We start from the raw sequence: 15,459 nt of genomic DNA, 5'->3' as shown, positions 1-15,459 counted from the left end.
TACACTCGGCCCTGTACGCGACTGGCGATAGGCGCAGCACTTGAACAAGGTGCCACGCGCTGACGTGGAATACCACTGGGAAGCGTGCCGCCTGGCCACAACAGGCGTTCAGCCGTTCGCCTGGGCAGCCCTTGTTTGGTTGAAGAACAAGGACCTCGTCTTCAAAGGACTGCCATGTACCAACGCAATATCCTGGTCGAACAGACCGATCCCGAAATCTGGGCCGCAATTCAAGCCGAGAACGCGCGCCAGGAACACCACATCGAGCTGATCGCCAGCGAGAACTACGCCTCGCCGGCCGTCATGGCCGCCCAAGGCTCGCAACTCACTAATAAGTACGCCGAAGGCTACCCGGGCAAGCGCTACTACGGCGGCTGCGAGCACGTCGACGTGGCCGAGCAGCTGGCCATCGACCGCGTCAAGCAGATCTTCGGCGCCGACGCCGCCAACGTGCAGCCGCATTGCGGCGCCTCGGCCAACGAAGCCGTGATGCTGGCCTTCCTCAAGCCCGGCGACACCATCATGGGCATGAGCCTGGCCGAAGGCGGCCACCTGACCCACGGCATGCCTCTCAACATGAGCGGCAAGTGGTTCAACGTGGTGAGCTACGGCCTGGACGCCAACGAAGCCATCGACTACGACGCGATGGAACGCAAGGCGCACGAGCACATGCCCAAGCTGATCATCGCGGGCGCCTCGGCCTACTCGCTGCACATCGACTTCGAGCGCTTCGCCAAGGTGGCCAAGGACGTGGGCGCGATCTTCATGGTCGACATCGCCCACTACGCCGGCCTCGTGGCCGCGGGCGTGTACCCCAACCCGGTGCCGCACGCCGACATCGTGACCTCGACCACGCACAAGAGCCTGCGCGGCCCGCGCGGCGGCATCATCCTGATGAAGTCGCAGCACGAGAAGGCCATCAACAGCGCGATCTTCCCGGGCCTGCAAGGCGGCCCGCTGATGCACGTGATCGCCGCCAAGGCCGTCGCGTTCAAGGAAGCGATGACGCCCGAGTTCAAGGCCTACCAGCAACAGGTGGTCAAGAACGCCAGGATCGTGGCCGACACCCTCACCGAGCGCGGCCTGCGCATCGTGAGCGGACGCACCGAAAGCCACCTGATGCTGGTCGACCTGCGCGCCAAGGGCATCACCGGCAAGGAAGCCGAAGCCGTGCTGGGCAGCGCCCACATGACGATCAACAAGAACGCGATCCCCAACGACCCCGAAAAGCCGATGGTCACCAGCGGCGTGCGCATCGGCACCCCCGCCATGACGACCCGCGGCTTCAAGGACGAAGAGGCCCGCATCACCGCGAACCTGATCGCCGACGTGCTCGAGAACCCGCGCGACGCGGCGAACATCGACGCGGTGCGCGCCAAGGTGCACGCGCTGACGAGCCGCTTCCCGGTCTATCGCTGATCGACCGGAAGACCTGGCCGCATGAAATGCCCTTTTTGCGGTCATCTTGAAACGCAGGTCGTCGAGACCCGCGTTTCGGAAGACGCCGACTTCGTCCGCAGGCGTCGCCAGTGCAGCGCCTGCGACAAGCGCTTCACCACCTACGAGCGCCCCGACGTCAACTTCCCCGTGGTCGTGAAGAAGGACGGCAGCCGCGCCGACTTCGACTCCTCCAAGGTGCGAGCGTCGATGATGCTGGCGCTGCGCAAGCGTCCGGTGAGCATCGAGCAGATCGACACCGCCCTGCTACGTATCGAGCAGAAGCTGCTGGCCAGCGGCCTGCGTGAAATCGACTCGACCAAGGTCGGCGAACTCGTGATGCGCGAGCTCAAGCGCCTGGACAAGGTGGCCTACGTGCGCTTTGCCTCGGTGTACCGCAGCTTCGAGGACGTGGACGAGTTCAGGCAGTTGCTGCGGGACATCTGACCGACGCGGCGGCGGCGCCTGTCAGCCGCCATCGTCGACCCTGCCGCACACCCCCGAGCCGCAATCGCCGCTCGCATCCGGATTGCAGACCTTCGCCCGGCCTGAGGCCGAGACGACTATCGATGCCCTGCGCCCGGTCTCGGCTTTCAACGTCAGGCAGCCCGCGCTGAAGCCGGCCCTGGCGGTCTGGCGCGAGAACCCGTTGCCGTCGTAGCGCAGGCCCTGCGCAAAGCCGCCCCCGAGCGTCGCGTCGACGCTCACGCCCTGCGGCAACCGCTCGAAGCGCCGCAGCGTCTCGAAGGACTCGTCGGCCCCGGTCCGAACGACCCAGCCACGGGACCAATCGCCGCCCGCGAACGCAGCCACCTCCACGGGCCGCGCGCGCTGGATGGCTTCCATGCGCGCGAAGCTCAATGCGGAACCGAGGCCCTGGGCGGCGGTCGCGAGACGCTGGTTGAGCAACATGTCGCGAAAGCTCGGTGCGCCGACAGCGGCCAGCACCGCCACGATGGCCACGACGACCATCAGCTCGACCAAGGTGAAGCCGGCCGATGCCGCGCTCTGGCCGCCCGTCATTGCCAGCACCTGGCGGGCTGCGTCCCGTCGCAGCCTTTGCCGCCTGTGCTGTCCACCCAGAGGTTGCCGACCTGCGGATCGGAAAGTCCGGCCTTCAGCGTGGCCGTCAGCCGGATGCAACTGTCGATGCTCCCCTTCCCTTCGCAACTGCTGCTCTCGACGGTGTACTTGCCGCCCGCGCCGGCGTCTCCCGAGTCGCCCGCGTAGCGCCGGTAACGCCCCACCTGTGTGTAGCGGCGTTCCTGCTCCTGCATCTGCTGCATCAGCGCGGAGCGCCCCTCGCTGCGCCAGCCCTTGCGCACGAAATCCATGTACGACGGATAGGAGATGGCCGCCAGGATCGCGGCGATCGCCAGCACGATCAGCATCTCGATCAGCGTGAAACCGCGAAGCACCGGGGTCCTCATGGCTTCGCCCTCCGGTAGTCGGTGATCTGTCGCCAGTTCAGGCGTCCGCCGGTCTGGCCCACCTTGCCGTCGCCGACAGGCTGCGCGGTCGAGAGACCTGCGCCCCGACCGCTGCGCGCGCCCGTGCTGACGACGGCGAGGCGCTTCGTCTCCGGGCGGCGCCCGAGCGCATTGGTCGCGCCGAAGCCGGCCGTGCCCAACTGCACCAGATGAGGCGCACCCAGCATGCCGGCGCTCGATGGAACGCAGGTGCCGCCCTGCGAGAGCCCCGTCATCGCGTTCACAGCGCAGGTGCGGCCGCCACCGTCTGCACTGCAGGCGCTGGAATCGGGAATCAACGTGTTGAAGAACAACTGGCCGTTGCCCAGCACCGGCTTGAAGACCAACCGCTCGCCCTGCTCGAGCCCCGCCGGCAGGTCGAAGTACCAGCCGCGCCGGGCGTTCGTCTTACGGTCGAACGCGCCGTACACGAAGGCATCGCCGGTGACTGGCGGAAATGCCTGTCCATCAACGGCGCCGGCCTTGCGCGGCTGCAGTTGCACCCGTGCTTCGCCGACGGGAATGGCCACGCCGTTGTCGTACACGCCATAGATCGTCTGCACGCCCCGGGCCGAATGCCCGAGGTCTTCGGTGCTCACGAACTTTCCTGTTCCGAAGAGCACGATCGCGCCGCCCGCCGGGCCCACGCCGACCTCGGGCGCGACGGTGATCGGCTGCCGCCTTGCCTGCGCGCCGCTGTCTGTCATTGCGACCATCAGGGGCTTGCGGTTCAGCGCCAAGGCCTTGTTGCCCCATGGCGCATTGCCCGAGAAATCGAACTTCCACAGATTGCCCTGTGTGTCGCCTGCATAGAGGAAGCGGGTGGCGCCGTCCGTTTCCGCATAGTCGCCCGGGGTGCTCAGGGCGTTCACGAGGGTCTTGTCTGTCGGGGCTGGCAGGACGATCTTGTAGTAGTTGGTGTCTAGCTTCCAGGCTTCGCCCACGGGTTTGTCCAGCGACAGCAGGAACAGCGCGGCGAACTTGTCGGGGTTGGCATTGTTGAAGCCCGAAGAAACGACTGCGAACCAGCCATAGGTGGCGGCCTGGGTCTTCGTGGCCGCCGCTGTGCGGAACTTCATGATCCGGGGTGCCTGCTTCACATGGCCCATGTCGCTGTCGTGCGCGCCGCCGAACTCCCACAGCACCTTGTCGGCCGAGAACGCCGCGGGATCGGTCACGTCGAGCGCGAAGACCCCGGTGCCACCGCCGCCGTTGCCGGAAACCAGCACGGTCTTCCATGCGCCGTTCGCCATCCGGGCGTCGCTCACGACGGGCGTTCCGTCGACGTAGCTTCGGTGCACATAGTCCGGCGAGGTGTAGGCGGCCAGCCGGGCGAACATGATGCGCGGCACGTAGGCGAAGAGTTCGTTCCCGGTGCGGGCGTCGAAGGCATGCAGCATGCCGTCGTTGGCGCCGACGTACACGGCTGGCGGTCGGCCGCGATGGGCAGCCATGAACCTGTCGTGGCCCGGCTCCTGGATCGCGGGGCCCGGCGCGCCCACGTACACCGGGTTCGAGTTGGTCACGTCGCCCATGACCGAGTCGCGCACGCGGAAGATGCCCTGCGGCGCGGACAGCTCCCTGCGCCGATCTCCACGCAGATAGGCCAGCCGCTCGGCGCCCAGGCCGTCGGGGGTTTCGGGCACGACATAGGGCGCCGCGTTCAGCCAGCCGCGCAGCCCGCTGTCGAGCGCTTCCCATTGAAATGGCGTACCGGCACCGGCCGTCGAGAGCGTGAAGATGCGCCTGCTCGCGGCGTCGCGCGCGGCCACGGGCGGCACCGCGTTCGGGTTGCCGGTCAGCAGCTCGCCGGCATCCCAGTCGGGCCTGTCGGCGCGCTGCACCGTACCTGTCGCCGCCTCCAGGCGAAGGCGGTACGACCGCAGCGTGCCCGACCAGCGTCGCCCATCGAACTGTGGCACGTAAAGGCTTGCGCCGGCCTCGGTGATCGTGTTCGACGAAAGGGCGCCACCCGCCGTGACGCCGCCCGCCGGCGCGACCGCGCGCAGGAAGGTCCGGCGGACGGCTTCGGTCATCTGCAGCGGGTCGCCGGCCAGGAAGTAGTTGGCGGGCCTGGGTTGGTTGTCGCCGTCGAGGCCTTCGGCCCATTCGGAACCGCCGCCCGACGCAAGGAACGGATTGCCGTCGTCGTTGCTGTCGGCAAAACCGCCGTACTTCGCGGCCAGATAGAAGACGCTGCCGCGTTGCTTCTGCCCGATGGCGCTCGCGCCGCCCTGCCCCATGTCGATGGCAAAGGTCTGCGCGCGCAGGCCGGTGTGGTCGCTGCGGATCTTCTGCGTGCGGGCCCAGTACGCAAGGCCCGCCATCCCGAACGATCCCTTGTCGGCGCCGGTTTCGACGTCCGCGATGTGGGCCGAGGTCAATGGTGCGCCGCCCTTGTAGTTGAACGCCCGCGGCCCCTCGTTGCCACGGGTGGTGAGACCTGCCTTGCCCGAAGGGTGCGTGTAGGAAAGCGCTTCCCGGTTTTCGAAGGCGCCGACCCGGCTTGTCCAATAGGCCGTGTCGGGCTCGTGGGCTGCGATGTTGAAGCCGCGGTCGAAATCACCGATGGAGTCCCCCTTCGACATGCCCGGCAGCGAACGGTCGTGGTGGGTTTCGGCATCGCCGATCACCAGGATGCTGCTTCGCTGGCAACTGGCGGCGACGGGGTCGCCATGGCGCCGAGGGCTGTCCGTACCGGCGACGGCATCGGGCGTCGGCGCCTTGCCCTGCAGGTAGCGCAGCGACTCGTAGTAAAGCTCGCCTGCCGGATCGAACAGGCTGTAGGCGCCCTGCCGGACGCCGTTGCGCCCGAAGCGGTTGATGGCGTTGACGATGCCGGGGCCCTCCGCCGTGTCGGCCTTGAACACGCCCGTCGTGGCATCCCACTCCGACTGCGGGTTGTCCACCATGTCGAAGGCTGTGTCGATCTTCCGCGGCCCGGCGTGCTTCATCGGTGCGCGCAGAACGCCGCCATAGCGTGCAGGGTCGTCATCCGGCAGATAGCCGAAGACGGAGAACCTCATCCGCCCGGCGTAGTGCTGGATGGCACCCACAGGCTTGGAATTGCCATCCGGGTACCTGACGCAGAGCGAAGGACGCACCGCCGCTTCGGCCGCTGCGCACACCTCGGCGCGCGCGACGTAAGACGTTCCGCCCGGCGCCGCACAAGTGCCGGCGGCCGCGTGCCCGACGACGAAGCGATCAAGGCAGCTGTTGAAGTGCAACGTGTCCGTCGCGAGCATCCCGCCACGCTTGCCTGTGACGAGCGGCGTCAGCCTGTCCAGGTTGCCGGTCACCGCCTTGTCGGGGAAGTGGGCGCTGCGATGAAAGTCCTCCGGCAGCACCGCACGCTGCAACACCGTGCGGCCCGGCTCGTCGATCACGCGGTCGCCGCCCGTCAACGCAAGGCGCACCCCGTCGAGGGACGACGACAGCGCCCAGTTCAGCAGGTTGCCGCTCCACTGGTTGACGCAGGCGATTTCTCCGCTGCCGAGCCTTGTTGCGGCGGAGGAGCGCTTGAAATAGCCGTCGCCCGCCGCGTAGCCGTAGCAGCCCATCGCGTCCCAGTAACCACCGTAGGTTTTCTTCGCGTCGAAGCTGTCGCGGTACGCGGCGCCCGCGTTCGCACGCTTGAGCGAAAGATCGATCACCAGCCCCGGGTCGGCGCGCGATGCCAGCGAAAACATCGGTTCGCTCGGAAGCTCCGCGTCGGGTGCGGTTGCCGCCGCGGCGGCATGGGCGCATGGGATGGCGCAGACGGCCATCGCCCAAATTCGAAGGAGGCACATACAGGACTCGTCTTCAGGAAGGGCAGCCGGGGCTGGCGGCCGGTTTGTACAAGGTGGTCTGCAAAACGACCTGTGTCTCGTCGCGCATGCCGTAACCGATGGCCGTGACGCGAAAGACGTAGCTGGCGCCCTTGGCACTCGCGCTCTGCAGCACGCCGGCCTGCCAGCCGCCGCGGCTGCGAACCGCTTCCACGATGTAGCGCGGCGCGCGGGCCGGCAGCGCGCCGGCGCGGCTGCCCGTGGTGGCATCGCCGCTGACATAGGTCTGGCCCGAGAAGGTGCCGTAGGCGACCGACTTGCCGCTCCCGGCCGAAAGGTCGAGGGTCATCCACGCCGGATCGACGCCCGGCTCGGCAGGTGCGCACAGCCCCTGCTGCTCGCCGGTGCCACCGCACCCTGCGACGAAGGCCGCCGCATCCTGGCGATTGAAAAGGCAGAGGCGTTGCCGTGGGTCCTCATTGGGTCCGAGCACATCGGTTTCAGCGTCGACGAGGGCAGCCTCGGCCGCCTGGAACGCCACCTCGGTGTCGCGGTCGTTGCGGGCGCTGCGTTCGTTGAGCAGCGAGACCTGCGCCGCACCGACGCCCAGCACGGTGGCCACGACAAGAAGCAGCAGCACGACGATCAGCGAAAAGCCCCGCTGCGGCGAACGACGACGCGGGCTCACGATGCCGGCGCCTTCATCGCGTTGCGCAACATGACGGTGAAGGTCGCCACCCGCCGCAGCCTGCCATCGGCCGCGGGCCTGAAACTCAACTCGGAAAAATCGGTGCCCAACGGATAGAGCACCTCCTCCGCCTCCCGGGCACCACCCCGGGCTTGCGCGCTGCGCGCCACCATGCCGATGCGCAGGCCGACCACCTTGCGCCATTCCTCGGCCACCTTGTCTCGTGAGGCCGCTGTGGCCTCGACCTGCGCGGCGTCCAGCCAATGCTCGGGAACGCCGTTGCCATCGGCGTCATGGCCGTAGACGACCTTGAACACCTCGATGCCGCGCGCCAGGGGCTGCGCCCTGAACGCCCCGCCTTTGGCGCTGCGGTATTTGCAGTAGAGCTCGGGCTCCTTGTCCGCGGCTTCGGCGACATAGAAAAAACTCCAGGCGCGGTCCGCGGACACAGGCGTGTCCGCCGCCGGACCGGGCTGGGCGAAGCCCATGCAATCGATCATCGTGCCGTCAGGCTCTGTGCCGTCGCCCCCGGCGCGGCTGCGGCCGAAGAAGCGGACCCGCAGCGAATCGCTGGCGTTGATGCCGCGCGTGCCGTGCGCGCCGTGGCTCTCGCCGACGCCGCTGACGCGGGTGTCGCTCGCGCCCACGATGTCGAGGTCGGCGAGGTCGTTCGACGGTGCCGTCGTGTTTGCGCTGCCAGCGATGCCCTCGGAGCCCTGGGGCCCCACGGAGTCGGGCGCGTAGTCGGAATAGCCCGCCTGCCGCGTGACGCTCCTGACGACGAAGCCCGCGAACCGCAGCGACTCCTCCACCGCCTGCGCGTCGGCATCGGCCGTGAACAAGCGCTGGCTGGCGACAAAGGCAGCCGTGGCTGCGAGCACGACGACCAATGCAACGGCCGTGGCGACCAGCAGTTCGACCAGCGTCACACCGCGTTCGTGCGCGCGGCCGACGAACTCAGGAGCCCGCCTGGCCATCGTGCGCCTGCCCTGCGACCAGTTGCATCACCAGGCGCGGGGCCGCCGATGAATCGGCCTTCGCACCGAAGCCGGTGCGAGGCGTCCAGCCGAGCTTCACGACCACGGTGCGGCCGGTCTTGCTGCATGTCCATGTGTACGCGTCCGCCGCCGCATTCCAGGGGGACTCGTCGAAGCACACGCTGACGCGCGCGTCGGGCAGCGCCTTGGCGATGCGGCGCTGCCACTCGCTCATGTCCCATGCCGCGAGGTCTGCCGTGCTGCAAACTGCGCCGCTTCCCACGCAGGCCGCGCCGGCGGAGGCGGTTCCCGATTCGCCTCCCTCACGCCAGTCCTCGACAAGGTAGGCATTGCCCGCATCGTTGCGCGTGGCAATGCCCTTGTTCATCCGCACCTTCTCCGACAAATCGCGCGCCAGATTCAGCGCTGCCGTGAAGGTAGCCGACTCGTGGCTGGTGCGCACCGACGCCAGCAACATGCCGATCGTGCCGAGCAGCCCCATGCTCAGCACGACGATGGATACCAGTACTTCCACGAGCGAAAAGCCCGTGGCCCGATGCTTCGTTGAAGCCATGTTCGATGCCCTCCCTGATCTGCTGCAACTTGTGTTGCTTCTTTATTCCCGCCATCGAGCTTCGAGCGTAGAGGTCGCTTGCAATGGAGCGCGCACCGTTCATCCGCATTGGTATGCCGCTCGTATGATGGAACGGCACCGGTGTTAAATTTTTCCCCGTCCCGTCCCGTCCCTTCCATTCCCATGCCCTCACACGAACAAGACGCGCAGCACATCGCGACGGCCTTGCGCCTGGCCTCCGACGCGCTGCTGCTGACCGACCCGAACCCGCGCGTCGGCTGCGTGCTGTGCGATGCCGACGGGCGCGTGCTGGGCCAGGGGCATACGCAGAAAGCCGGCGGTCCGCATGCGGAAGTGATGGCGTTGCGCGATGCGGCGGCGCAAGGCCATTCGGTCAAAGGCGCGACGGCGTACGTCACGCTCGAGCCCTGTTCGCACCACGGCCGCACCGGGCCTTGCTGCGATGCGCTGATTGCGGCGGGTATCGGGCGGGTCGTGGCGTCGTTGGCCGATCCGAACCCGCTGGTCGCAGGCCAGGGCTTCGAACTGCTGCGTGCGGCGGGTGTCGAGGTCGAGGTCGGCCCCGGCGCCGCCGAATCGCGCGAACTCAACATCGGCTTCTTCAGCCGGATGGTCCGCAAGACCCCGTGGGTGCGGCTCAAGGTGGCGGCTTCGCTGGACGGCAAGACGGGCCTCGAAAACGGCGTGAGCCAATGGATCACCTCCGAGCCCGCCCGCACCGATGGCCACGCCTGGCGCGCCCGCGCGAGCGCCGTGCTGACCGGCGTCGGCACAGTGCTCGAAGACAACCCGCGCCTGGACGTGCGCTTGGTAGAGACGCCGCGCCAGCCGCACCTCGTGGTGGTCGACAGCCGCCTTCAAACGCCGCCTGACGCTCACATATTCATAGCAGGCCGACCCGTTTGGATCTACGCGGCCGTACGGGACGAAGCCAAGGCCGCCGCGCTCGAAGCCCGCGGCGCCACCGTCACCTGCCTGGCGAACACCGATGGCAAGGTCGATCTGGGGGCGATGTTGAAGGACCTGGCGGCGCGCGGCGTCAACGAATTGCACGTCGAGTCGGGCCACAAGCTCAATGGCTCGCTGATCCGGGAGGGCTGCGTCGACGAACTGCTCGTTTACCTCGCGCCCAAGCTGATCGGCCGCGGGCTGGACATGGCCAGCCACATTCACGCAGGCGGTCCGCTGACCGCGCTGACGGGCGCCCTGCCCCTCGAATTCAGGTCCGTAGACATGCTCGGACCCGATGTACGAATCCTCGCCCGGGTCCGCGAAAAAGACGCCTTCTAGCGTTTACCCCGAACCCTTCACGTTCTCTGCGAAAATGTGCGGATGTTCACCGGAATCATCACCGGCGTGGGGCGCATCGCCGCCATCCACGACCTCGGCACCTCCTCCTCCTACGGCAAAAGACTCAGCATTGCGGTGCCTGACGGCTATCTCGACGACGTCGGGCTGGGCGACAGCATCGCGCTGAACGGCGCCTGCATGACCGTCACCACGCTCGCCCCCGAGCGACAGCAGTTCACCATCGACATCTCCGCCGAATCCCTCGACAAGACCGCCGGCCTCACCGAAGAGGGCAGCCGCATCAACCTCGAGAAGGCCCTGCGCGCCAGCGACCGCCTCGGCGGCCACATCGTCTCGGGCCATGTGGACGGCATCGGCACGGTGAGCTTCTTCGAGCCGGTCGGCGAAAGCTGGGAGCTGCGCGTGGTCGCGCCACCGGCCCTCGCCCGCTTCCTGGCCTACAAGGGCTCGATCACCATCAACGGCGTGAGCCTCACGGTCAACAGCGTGAGCGACATCGAAGGCGGCGCCGAGATCAGCATCAACCTGATCCCGCACACCGTGGACAACACCTCCCTCGGCGGCCTGCAAGCCGGCTCGAAGGTCAATCTCGAAATCGATACCGTGGCGCGCTACGTGGAGCGCATGCTCCAAGCCGGCGTGCTGGTCCCGCAGGCCGCCACGTATTCCAAGGACACCGCCGAATGAACGCCTCCGTCACGCCCATCGGCGCCGCCCCCAGCGCCACGCGCGCCCCCGCACCGATCGCCCCGGTCGAAGAAATCGTGGCCGAGCTCGCCGCGGGCCGCATGGTCATCCTCGTCGACGAGGAAGACCGCGAGAACGAAGGCGACATCGTCATCGCGGCCGACCACATCACGCCCGAAGCCATCAACTTCATGGCGCGCCATGCGCGCGGCCTCATCTGCCTCACGCTCTCGCGCGAAATGTGCGAGCGGCTGCAGTTGCCGCCGATGGTGCAGCGCAACGGCGCCAAGCATTCGACGGCCTTCACCGTGTCCATCGAAGCGGCCGAAGGCGTGACCACCGGCATCTCGGCGGCCGACCGTTCGCGCACCGTGCAGGCAGCCGTCGCACCCAACGCCGTGGCCGCCGACCTGGTGCAGCCGGGCCATATCTTCCCGCTGCAGGCGGTGGACGGCGGCGTGCTGATGCGCGCCGGCCATACCGAAGCCGGCTGCGACCTCGCTGCCATGGCCGGCTGCTCGCCCGCCTCGGTGATCTGCGAGGTGATGAACGAAGACGGCACGATGGCGCGCCTGCCCGACCTGCAGATCTTCGCGGCCGAGCACGGCATCAAGATCGGCACCATCGCTGCGCTCATCGAGCACCGAAGCCGCGTCGAATCGCTGGTCGAAAAAGTCGGCTGCCGCGAGATTCAAACGGCCTGGGGCGCCTTCACCGCCCACGCCTTCACCGACAAGCCCAGCCGCGGCGTGCATCTGGCGCTGGTGCGCGGCAAGTGGGCGCCGGAAGACACGGTGTCGGTGCGCGTGCACGAGCCGCTCTCGGTGCTCGATGCGCTCGAGATCAACCGCTCGCTGCACTCCTGGAGCCTGGACGCCAGCCTCTCGCACATCGCGACCGAGGGCAAGGGCGTGGCGGTGCTCCTGAACTGCGGCGAAACCGCCGGCGAGCTGCTCGCGCAGTTCGACGGCACCGCACGCCCCGCGCAAGCCCCCGAGCGCGGTCGCATGGACCTGCGCAGCTACGGCATCGGCGCGCAGATCCTGCGCGAATGCGGCGTGCACAAGATGAACCTGCTGGGCACGCCGCGTCGCATGCCGAGCATGGCAGCAGGCTACGGCCTCGAAATCGCCGGCTACCTCACGAAAGACTGAACGACCATGCAAGGTTCAAACAAGGGCGAGATCACGCTCAACGGCAAGGGCCTGCGCATCGGCATCGTGCAGGCGCGCTTCAACGCCGACATCACCGATGCGCTGGCGGCCGCCTGCCTGGCCGAGCTCGAAGCGCTGGGCGTGGCCACGGCAGACATCCATCACCTGAAAGTGCCTGGCGCGCTCGAAGTGCCCGTGGCGCTGCAGGCGCTGGCCGAGCGCGGCGGCTACCACGCGCTCGTCGCGCTGGGCTGCATCATCCGCGGCGAGACCTACCACTTCGAACTGGTGGCCAACGAATCGGGCGCGAGCGTGAGCCGCATCGCCCTGGACTACCGCCTTCCCATTGCCAACGCGATCCTCACCACCGAAAACCTTGAGCAGGCCGTCGCACGGCAGACCGACAAGGGCCGCGATGCAGCCCAGGTCGCCGTCGAGATGGCGCAACTGCTGGCCATCCTTTCATGACCGAAGACACCACCAAGGCAGGCGGCGCCAAGCCCCGCCAGTCGCGCACGGGGCTCACCAGCACCGGCGCACGCAAGGCTTCGGCCAAGTCCAACCGCAGCCGCGCCCGCGAGTTCGCGCTGCAGGCGCTCTACCAGCACCTGGTAGGCCGCAACGACCCGACCGACATCGACCATTTCACGCGCGACCTCGCGGGCTTCCACAAGGCCGACGCCGCGCACTACGACGCGCTGCTGCACGGCTCGATCGACAACGCCGAGCAGCTCGATACGCTGATCCGTCCGCTGCTCGACCGCAAGTTCGAGGAAATCTCGCCCATCGAGCACGCGGTGATGTGGATCGGCGTGTACGAGTTCCAGAACTGCCCCGATGTGCCGTGGCGCGTGGTGCTCAACGAATGCATCGAACTCGCCAAGGAATTCGGCGGCACCGATGGCCACAAGTACGTGAACGCGGTGCTCAACGGCTTGGCGCCGCAGTTCCGGCCGCTCGAAGTAGAGGCCGACCGCGCGTCCGGCAAGGCCAAGGCATGAGGATCTCGACGCGCGCGCAGCGCATCGAACCCTTTTACGTGATGGAGGTGGCGAAAGCCGCGGGCGCATTGGCTCGCGAGGTCGCCCACACCGACCGGCCGATGATCTTCCTGAACATCGGCGAACCGGACTTCACCGCGCCCCCGCTGGTTCAGGAAGCAGCCCTTCGCGCCGTGCGCGCCGGTGCCACGCAGTACACGCAGGCCACGGGCCTTGATCATCTGCGCGAGCGCATCAGCGGCTGGTACCGCGAGCGCTTCAATGTCGACGTGCCTGCCCGCCGCATCGTGGTGACGGCCGGCGCCTCGGCCGCATTGCAGCTCGCCTGCCTCGCGCTGATCGAATCGGGCGACGAGATCCTGCTGCCCGACCCCAGTTACCCCTGCAACCGCCACTTCGTGAGTGCCGCGGACGGCAAGGCGGTGCTGATCCCGACGACGGCCGAAGAGCGCTTCCAGCTCACCGCCGCCAAGGTCGAGGCCGCCTGGACCGACAAGACGCGCGGCGTGCTGCTCGCCTCGCCCTCCAACCCGACCGGCACCTCGATCGCGCCCGACGAGCTGCGCCGCATCCACAAGGTGGTGTCCGATCGCGGCGGCATCACGCTGATCGACGAGATCTACCTGGGCCTGTCCTACGACGACGCCTTCGGGCAGACGGCGCTGGCCATCGACGACAACGTCATCAGCATCAACAGCTTCAGCAAGTACTTCAACATGACCGGCTGGCGCCTGGGCTGGCTGGTGGTGCCCGAGGTGCTGGTGCCGGTGGTCGAGCGCCTCGCGCAGAACCTCTTCATCTGCGCTAGCACGGTGTCGCAGTACGCCGCGCTCGCCTGCTTCGAGGCCGCGAGCATCGCCGAGTACGAACGCCGCCGCGCCGAGTTCAAGGCGCGCCGCGACTGGTTCATTCCGCAACTGAACGCGCTGGGCCTGAACGTGCCCGTGGTACCCGATGGCGCCTTCTACGCCTGGGCCGATTGCACCAGCTTCGCCGAGAAGCTCGGCATCTCGGGCAGTTGGGACTTCGCCTTCGAGACCATGAAACGCGCCCACGTCGCTGTCACGCCCGGCCGCGATTTCGGCACGGCAGAGACGGCGAAGTTCGTGCGCTTCTCCACCGCGAGTTCGATGGAGCATCTGAAGGAATCGGTCGAGCGCTTGCGGGCCATGGCCGAGAACCGGGCTGCATGAGCTACGCGTTCCCGATCCGCGTCTACTGGGAAGACACCGATGCCGGCGGCATCGTGTTCTACGCCAACTATCTGAAGTTCATGGAGCGCGGGCGCACCGAGTGGCTGCGCTCCCTGGGCGTCGAGCAGCGCAAGCTCAAGGAAGAAACCGGTGGCCAGTTCGTGGTGAGCGAGACGCAGCTCAAATACCATCGGCCCTCGCGGCTCGACGACGAACTGCTGGTCACAGCCGATCTTCAACAATTGGGCACCGCGTCGTTGATAATCGGACAGCAAGTGCTATCAAAAACAGAGCAAGAGCGAACCGGCGCCCCGGCACCGGTCTTGCTGTGCGAAGGCACGATCCGTATCGGGTGGGTGAACGCCGCCACTTTGCGTCCCGCACGCATCCCTTCCCGGGTTTCGGGAACCCTCGAGCGCTGCGGCGGCTCCATGACTCAACCTTTCAAGCCATGAACCAAGATCTTTCCATCATCAACCTCCTGCTCCACGCCAGTTTCGTGGTGCAAATGGTCGTGCTGCTGCTCGTGATCGTCTCGATTGCCAGCTGGGCCGCGATCATCCGCAAGTACTTCGCGCTGCGGCGCATGCGCGCGCTGAACGACGACTTCGAGCGCGAGTTCTGGTCGGGCACCAGCCTGAACGAGCTGTTCGCCTCGGCCGCCCAGAACGCCAAGTTCGCGGGACCGATGGAGCGCATCTTCGCCTCGGGCATGCGCGAATATCAAAAGCTGCGCGAGCGCCATGTGAGCGACCCCGCCACGCTGCTGGACGGCGCCCGCCGCGCAATGCGCGCGAGCTTCCAGCGCGAGCTCGATGCGGCCGAGCAGAACCTCTCGTTCCTGGCGACCGTCGGTTCGGTGTCGCCTTACGTGGGTCTCTTCGGCACGGTCTGGGGGATCATGCATGCCTTCACCGGCCTGGCCGCCCTCGCGCAGGTGACGCTTGCCACCGTGGCGCCCGGCATCGCCGAAGCGCTGGTGGCCACGGCCATCGGCCTCTTCGCCGCCATTCCTGCGGTGGTCGGCTACAACCGCTTCGCCCGCGAGATCGACAAGATCGCCATCGCCCTCGAGACCTACATCGAGGAGTTCTCCAACATCCTGCAGCGCAATCTCTCGGCCAATCCGGGCGCTGCCGCCGCGGCCACCACGTCGGCTCCGGCCAACCGTTGAACA

The 15,459-nt window shown here is 67.5% G+C and carries 16 protein-coding genes and 1 riboswitch; of the genes, 10 read left to right on the top strand and 6 right to left on the bottom strand.

Features of this window, described 5'->3' with window-relative positions; all coding sequences use genetic code 11:
- Positions 1-7 precede the first annotated feature (7 nt).
- A riboswitch (ZMP/ZTP riboswitch) is annotated at positions 8-133 on the top strand.
- 41 nt (positions 134-174) lie between these two features.
- Together glyA and nrdR are read left to right on the top strand one after the other, a co-directional pair.
- Positions 175-1,419, top strand: coding sequence for a serine hydroxymethyltransferase (gene glyA, locus GNX71_RS13610; protein WP_206178802.1), 1,245 nt, complete (start codon positions 175-177; stop codon positions 1,417-1,419).
- A gap of 21 nt (positions 1,420-1,440) precedes the next feature.
- Positions 1,441-1,884 carry a transcriptional regulator NrdR gene (gene nrdR / locus GNX71_RS13605; RefSeq protein WP_013541926.1) on the top strand — a complete coding sequence of 148 codons (444 nt, stop codon included), beginning with the start codon at positions 1,441-1,443 and terminating at the stop codon, positions 1,882-1,884.
- Positions 1,885-1,905: 21 nt separating this feature from the next.
- Here the strand turns inward: nrdR and GNX71_RS13600 are convergent, their stop codons facing one another.
- The 6 genes from GNX71_RS13600 to pilV form a co-directional block, all read right to left on the bottom strand.
- A complete protein-coding gene (locus tag GNX71_RS13600) occupies positions 1,906-2,460 on the bottom strand; it encodes a GspH/FimT family pseudopilin (protein WP_206178801.1) in 555 nt (184 codons plus the stop codon).
- A complete protein-coding gene (locus GNX71_RS33680; protein WP_206178800.1) occupies positions 2,457-2,867 on the bottom strand; it encodes a type IV pilin protein in 411 nt (136 codons plus the stop codon). Before GNX71_RS33680 ends, GNX71_RS13600 begins: the two co-directional genes overlap by 4 nt.
- On the bottom strand, positions 2,864-6,595 hold the full coding sequence (locus tag GNX71_RS13590) for a PilC/PilY family type IV pilus protein (RefSeq protein WP_206178799.1): 3,732 nt from the start codon (positions 6,593-6,595) through the stop codon (positions 2,864-2,866). Before GNX71_RS13590 ends, GNX71_RS33680 begins: the two co-directional genes overlap by 4 nt.
- A gap of 115 nt (positions 6,596-6,710) precedes the next feature.
- Positions 6,711-7,364 (bottom strand): PilX N-terminal domain-containing pilus assembly protein, encoded by a 654-nt coding sequence (locus GNX71_RS13585; RefSeq protein ID WP_206178798.1) that lies wholly within the window; start codon positions 7,362-7,364, stop codon positions 6,711-6,713.
- Complete coding sequence (locus GNX71_RS13580; RefSeq protein ID WP_206178797.1) at positions 7,361-8,341, bottom strand: PilW family protein; 981 nt, start codon at positions 8,339-8,341, stop codon at positions 7,361-7,363. The genes GNX71_RS13585 and GNX71_RS13580 overlap by 4 nt, the downstream gene beginning before the upstream one ends.
- Positions 8,322-8,915: a type IV pilus modification protein PilV gene (pilV, locus tag GNX71_RS13575; RefSeq protein ID WP_206178796.1), complete on the bottom strand. Its 594-nt coding sequence runs from the start codon at positions 8,913-8,915 to the stop codon at positions 8,322-8,324. Before pilV ends, GNX71_RS13580 begins: the two co-directional genes overlap by 20 nt.
- A gap of 183 nt (positions 8,916-9,098) precedes the next feature.
- Between pilV and ribD the strand changes: the two genes are divergently transcribed.
- From ribD to tolQ, 8 genes are read left to right on the top strand one after another with little or no spacing between them, the layout of a single operon-like run.
- Positions 9,099-10,226: a bifunctional diaminohydroxyphosphoribosylaminopyrimidine deaminase/5-amino-6-(5-phosphoribosylamino)uracil reductase RibD gene (gene ribD / locus GNX71_RS13570; protein WP_206178795.1), complete on the top strand. Its 1,128-nt coding sequence runs from the start codon at positions 9,099-9,101 to the stop codon at positions 10,224-10,226.
- 42 nt (positions 10,227-10,268) lie between these two features.
- Complete coding sequence (locus GNX71_RS13565; protein WP_206178794.1) at positions 10,269-10,934, top strand: riboflavin synthase; 666 nt, start codon at positions 10,269-10,271, stop codon at positions 10,932-10,934.
- Positions 10,931-12,088 carry a bifunctional 3,4-dihydroxy-2-butanone-4-phosphate synthase/GTP cyclohydrolase II gene (gene ribBA, locus GNX71_RS13560; RefSeq protein ID WP_206178793.1) on the top strand — a complete coding sequence of 386 codons (1,158 nt, stop codon included), beginning with the start codon at positions 10,931-10,933 and terminating at the stop codon, positions 12,086-12,088. The genes GNX71_RS13565 and ribBA overlap by 4 nt, the downstream gene beginning before the upstream one ends.
- 6 nt (positions 12,089-12,094) lie before the next feature.
- Entirely contained in the window at positions 12,095-12,556 is a 462-nt protein-coding gene (ribH, locus tag GNX71_RS13555; protein ID WP_206178792.1) for a 6,7-dimethyl-8-ribityllumazine synthase, read from the top strand.
- A complete protein-coding gene (nusB, locus tag GNX71_RS13550; protein WP_206178791.1) occupies positions 12,553-13,089 on the top strand; it encodes a transcription antitermination factor NusB in 537 nt (178 codons plus the stop codon). Before ribH ends, nusB begins: the two co-directional genes overlap by 4 nt.
- Positions 13,086-14,282 (top strand): pyridoxal phosphate-dependent aminotransferase, encoded by a 1,197-nt coding sequence (locus GNX71_RS13545; protein WP_206178790.1) that lies wholly within the window; start codon positions 13,086-13,088, stop codon positions 14,280-14,282. Before nusB ends, GNX71_RS13545 begins: the two co-directional genes overlap by 4 nt.
- A complete protein-coding gene (locus tag GNX71_RS13540; protein WP_206178789.1) occupies positions 14,279-14,737 on the top strand; it encodes a YbgC/FadM family acyl-CoA thioesterase in 459 nt (152 codons plus the stop codon). Before GNX71_RS13545 ends, GNX71_RS13540 begins: the two co-directional genes overlap by 4 nt.
- The gene (tolQ, locus tag GNX71_RS13535; protein WP_206178788.1) at positions 14,734-15,456 is read left to right on the top strand and encodes a protein TolQ; all 723 of its coding nucleotides are present in this window, start codon (positions 14,734-14,736) and stop codon (positions 15,454-15,456) included. Before GNX71_RS13540 ends, tolQ begins: the two co-directional genes overlap by 4 nt.
- Positions 15,457-15,459: the final 3 nt, after the last annotated feature.

The sequence above is a fragment of the Variovorax sp. RKNM96 genome (assembly GCF_017161115.1).
Lineage (GTDB): Bacteria > Pseudomonadota > Gammaproteobacteria > Burkholderiales > Burkholderiaceae_C > Variovorax.
Note: the sequence above shows the minus strand (reverse complement) of the source record. Positions and strands in the feature narration are given on the sequence as shown.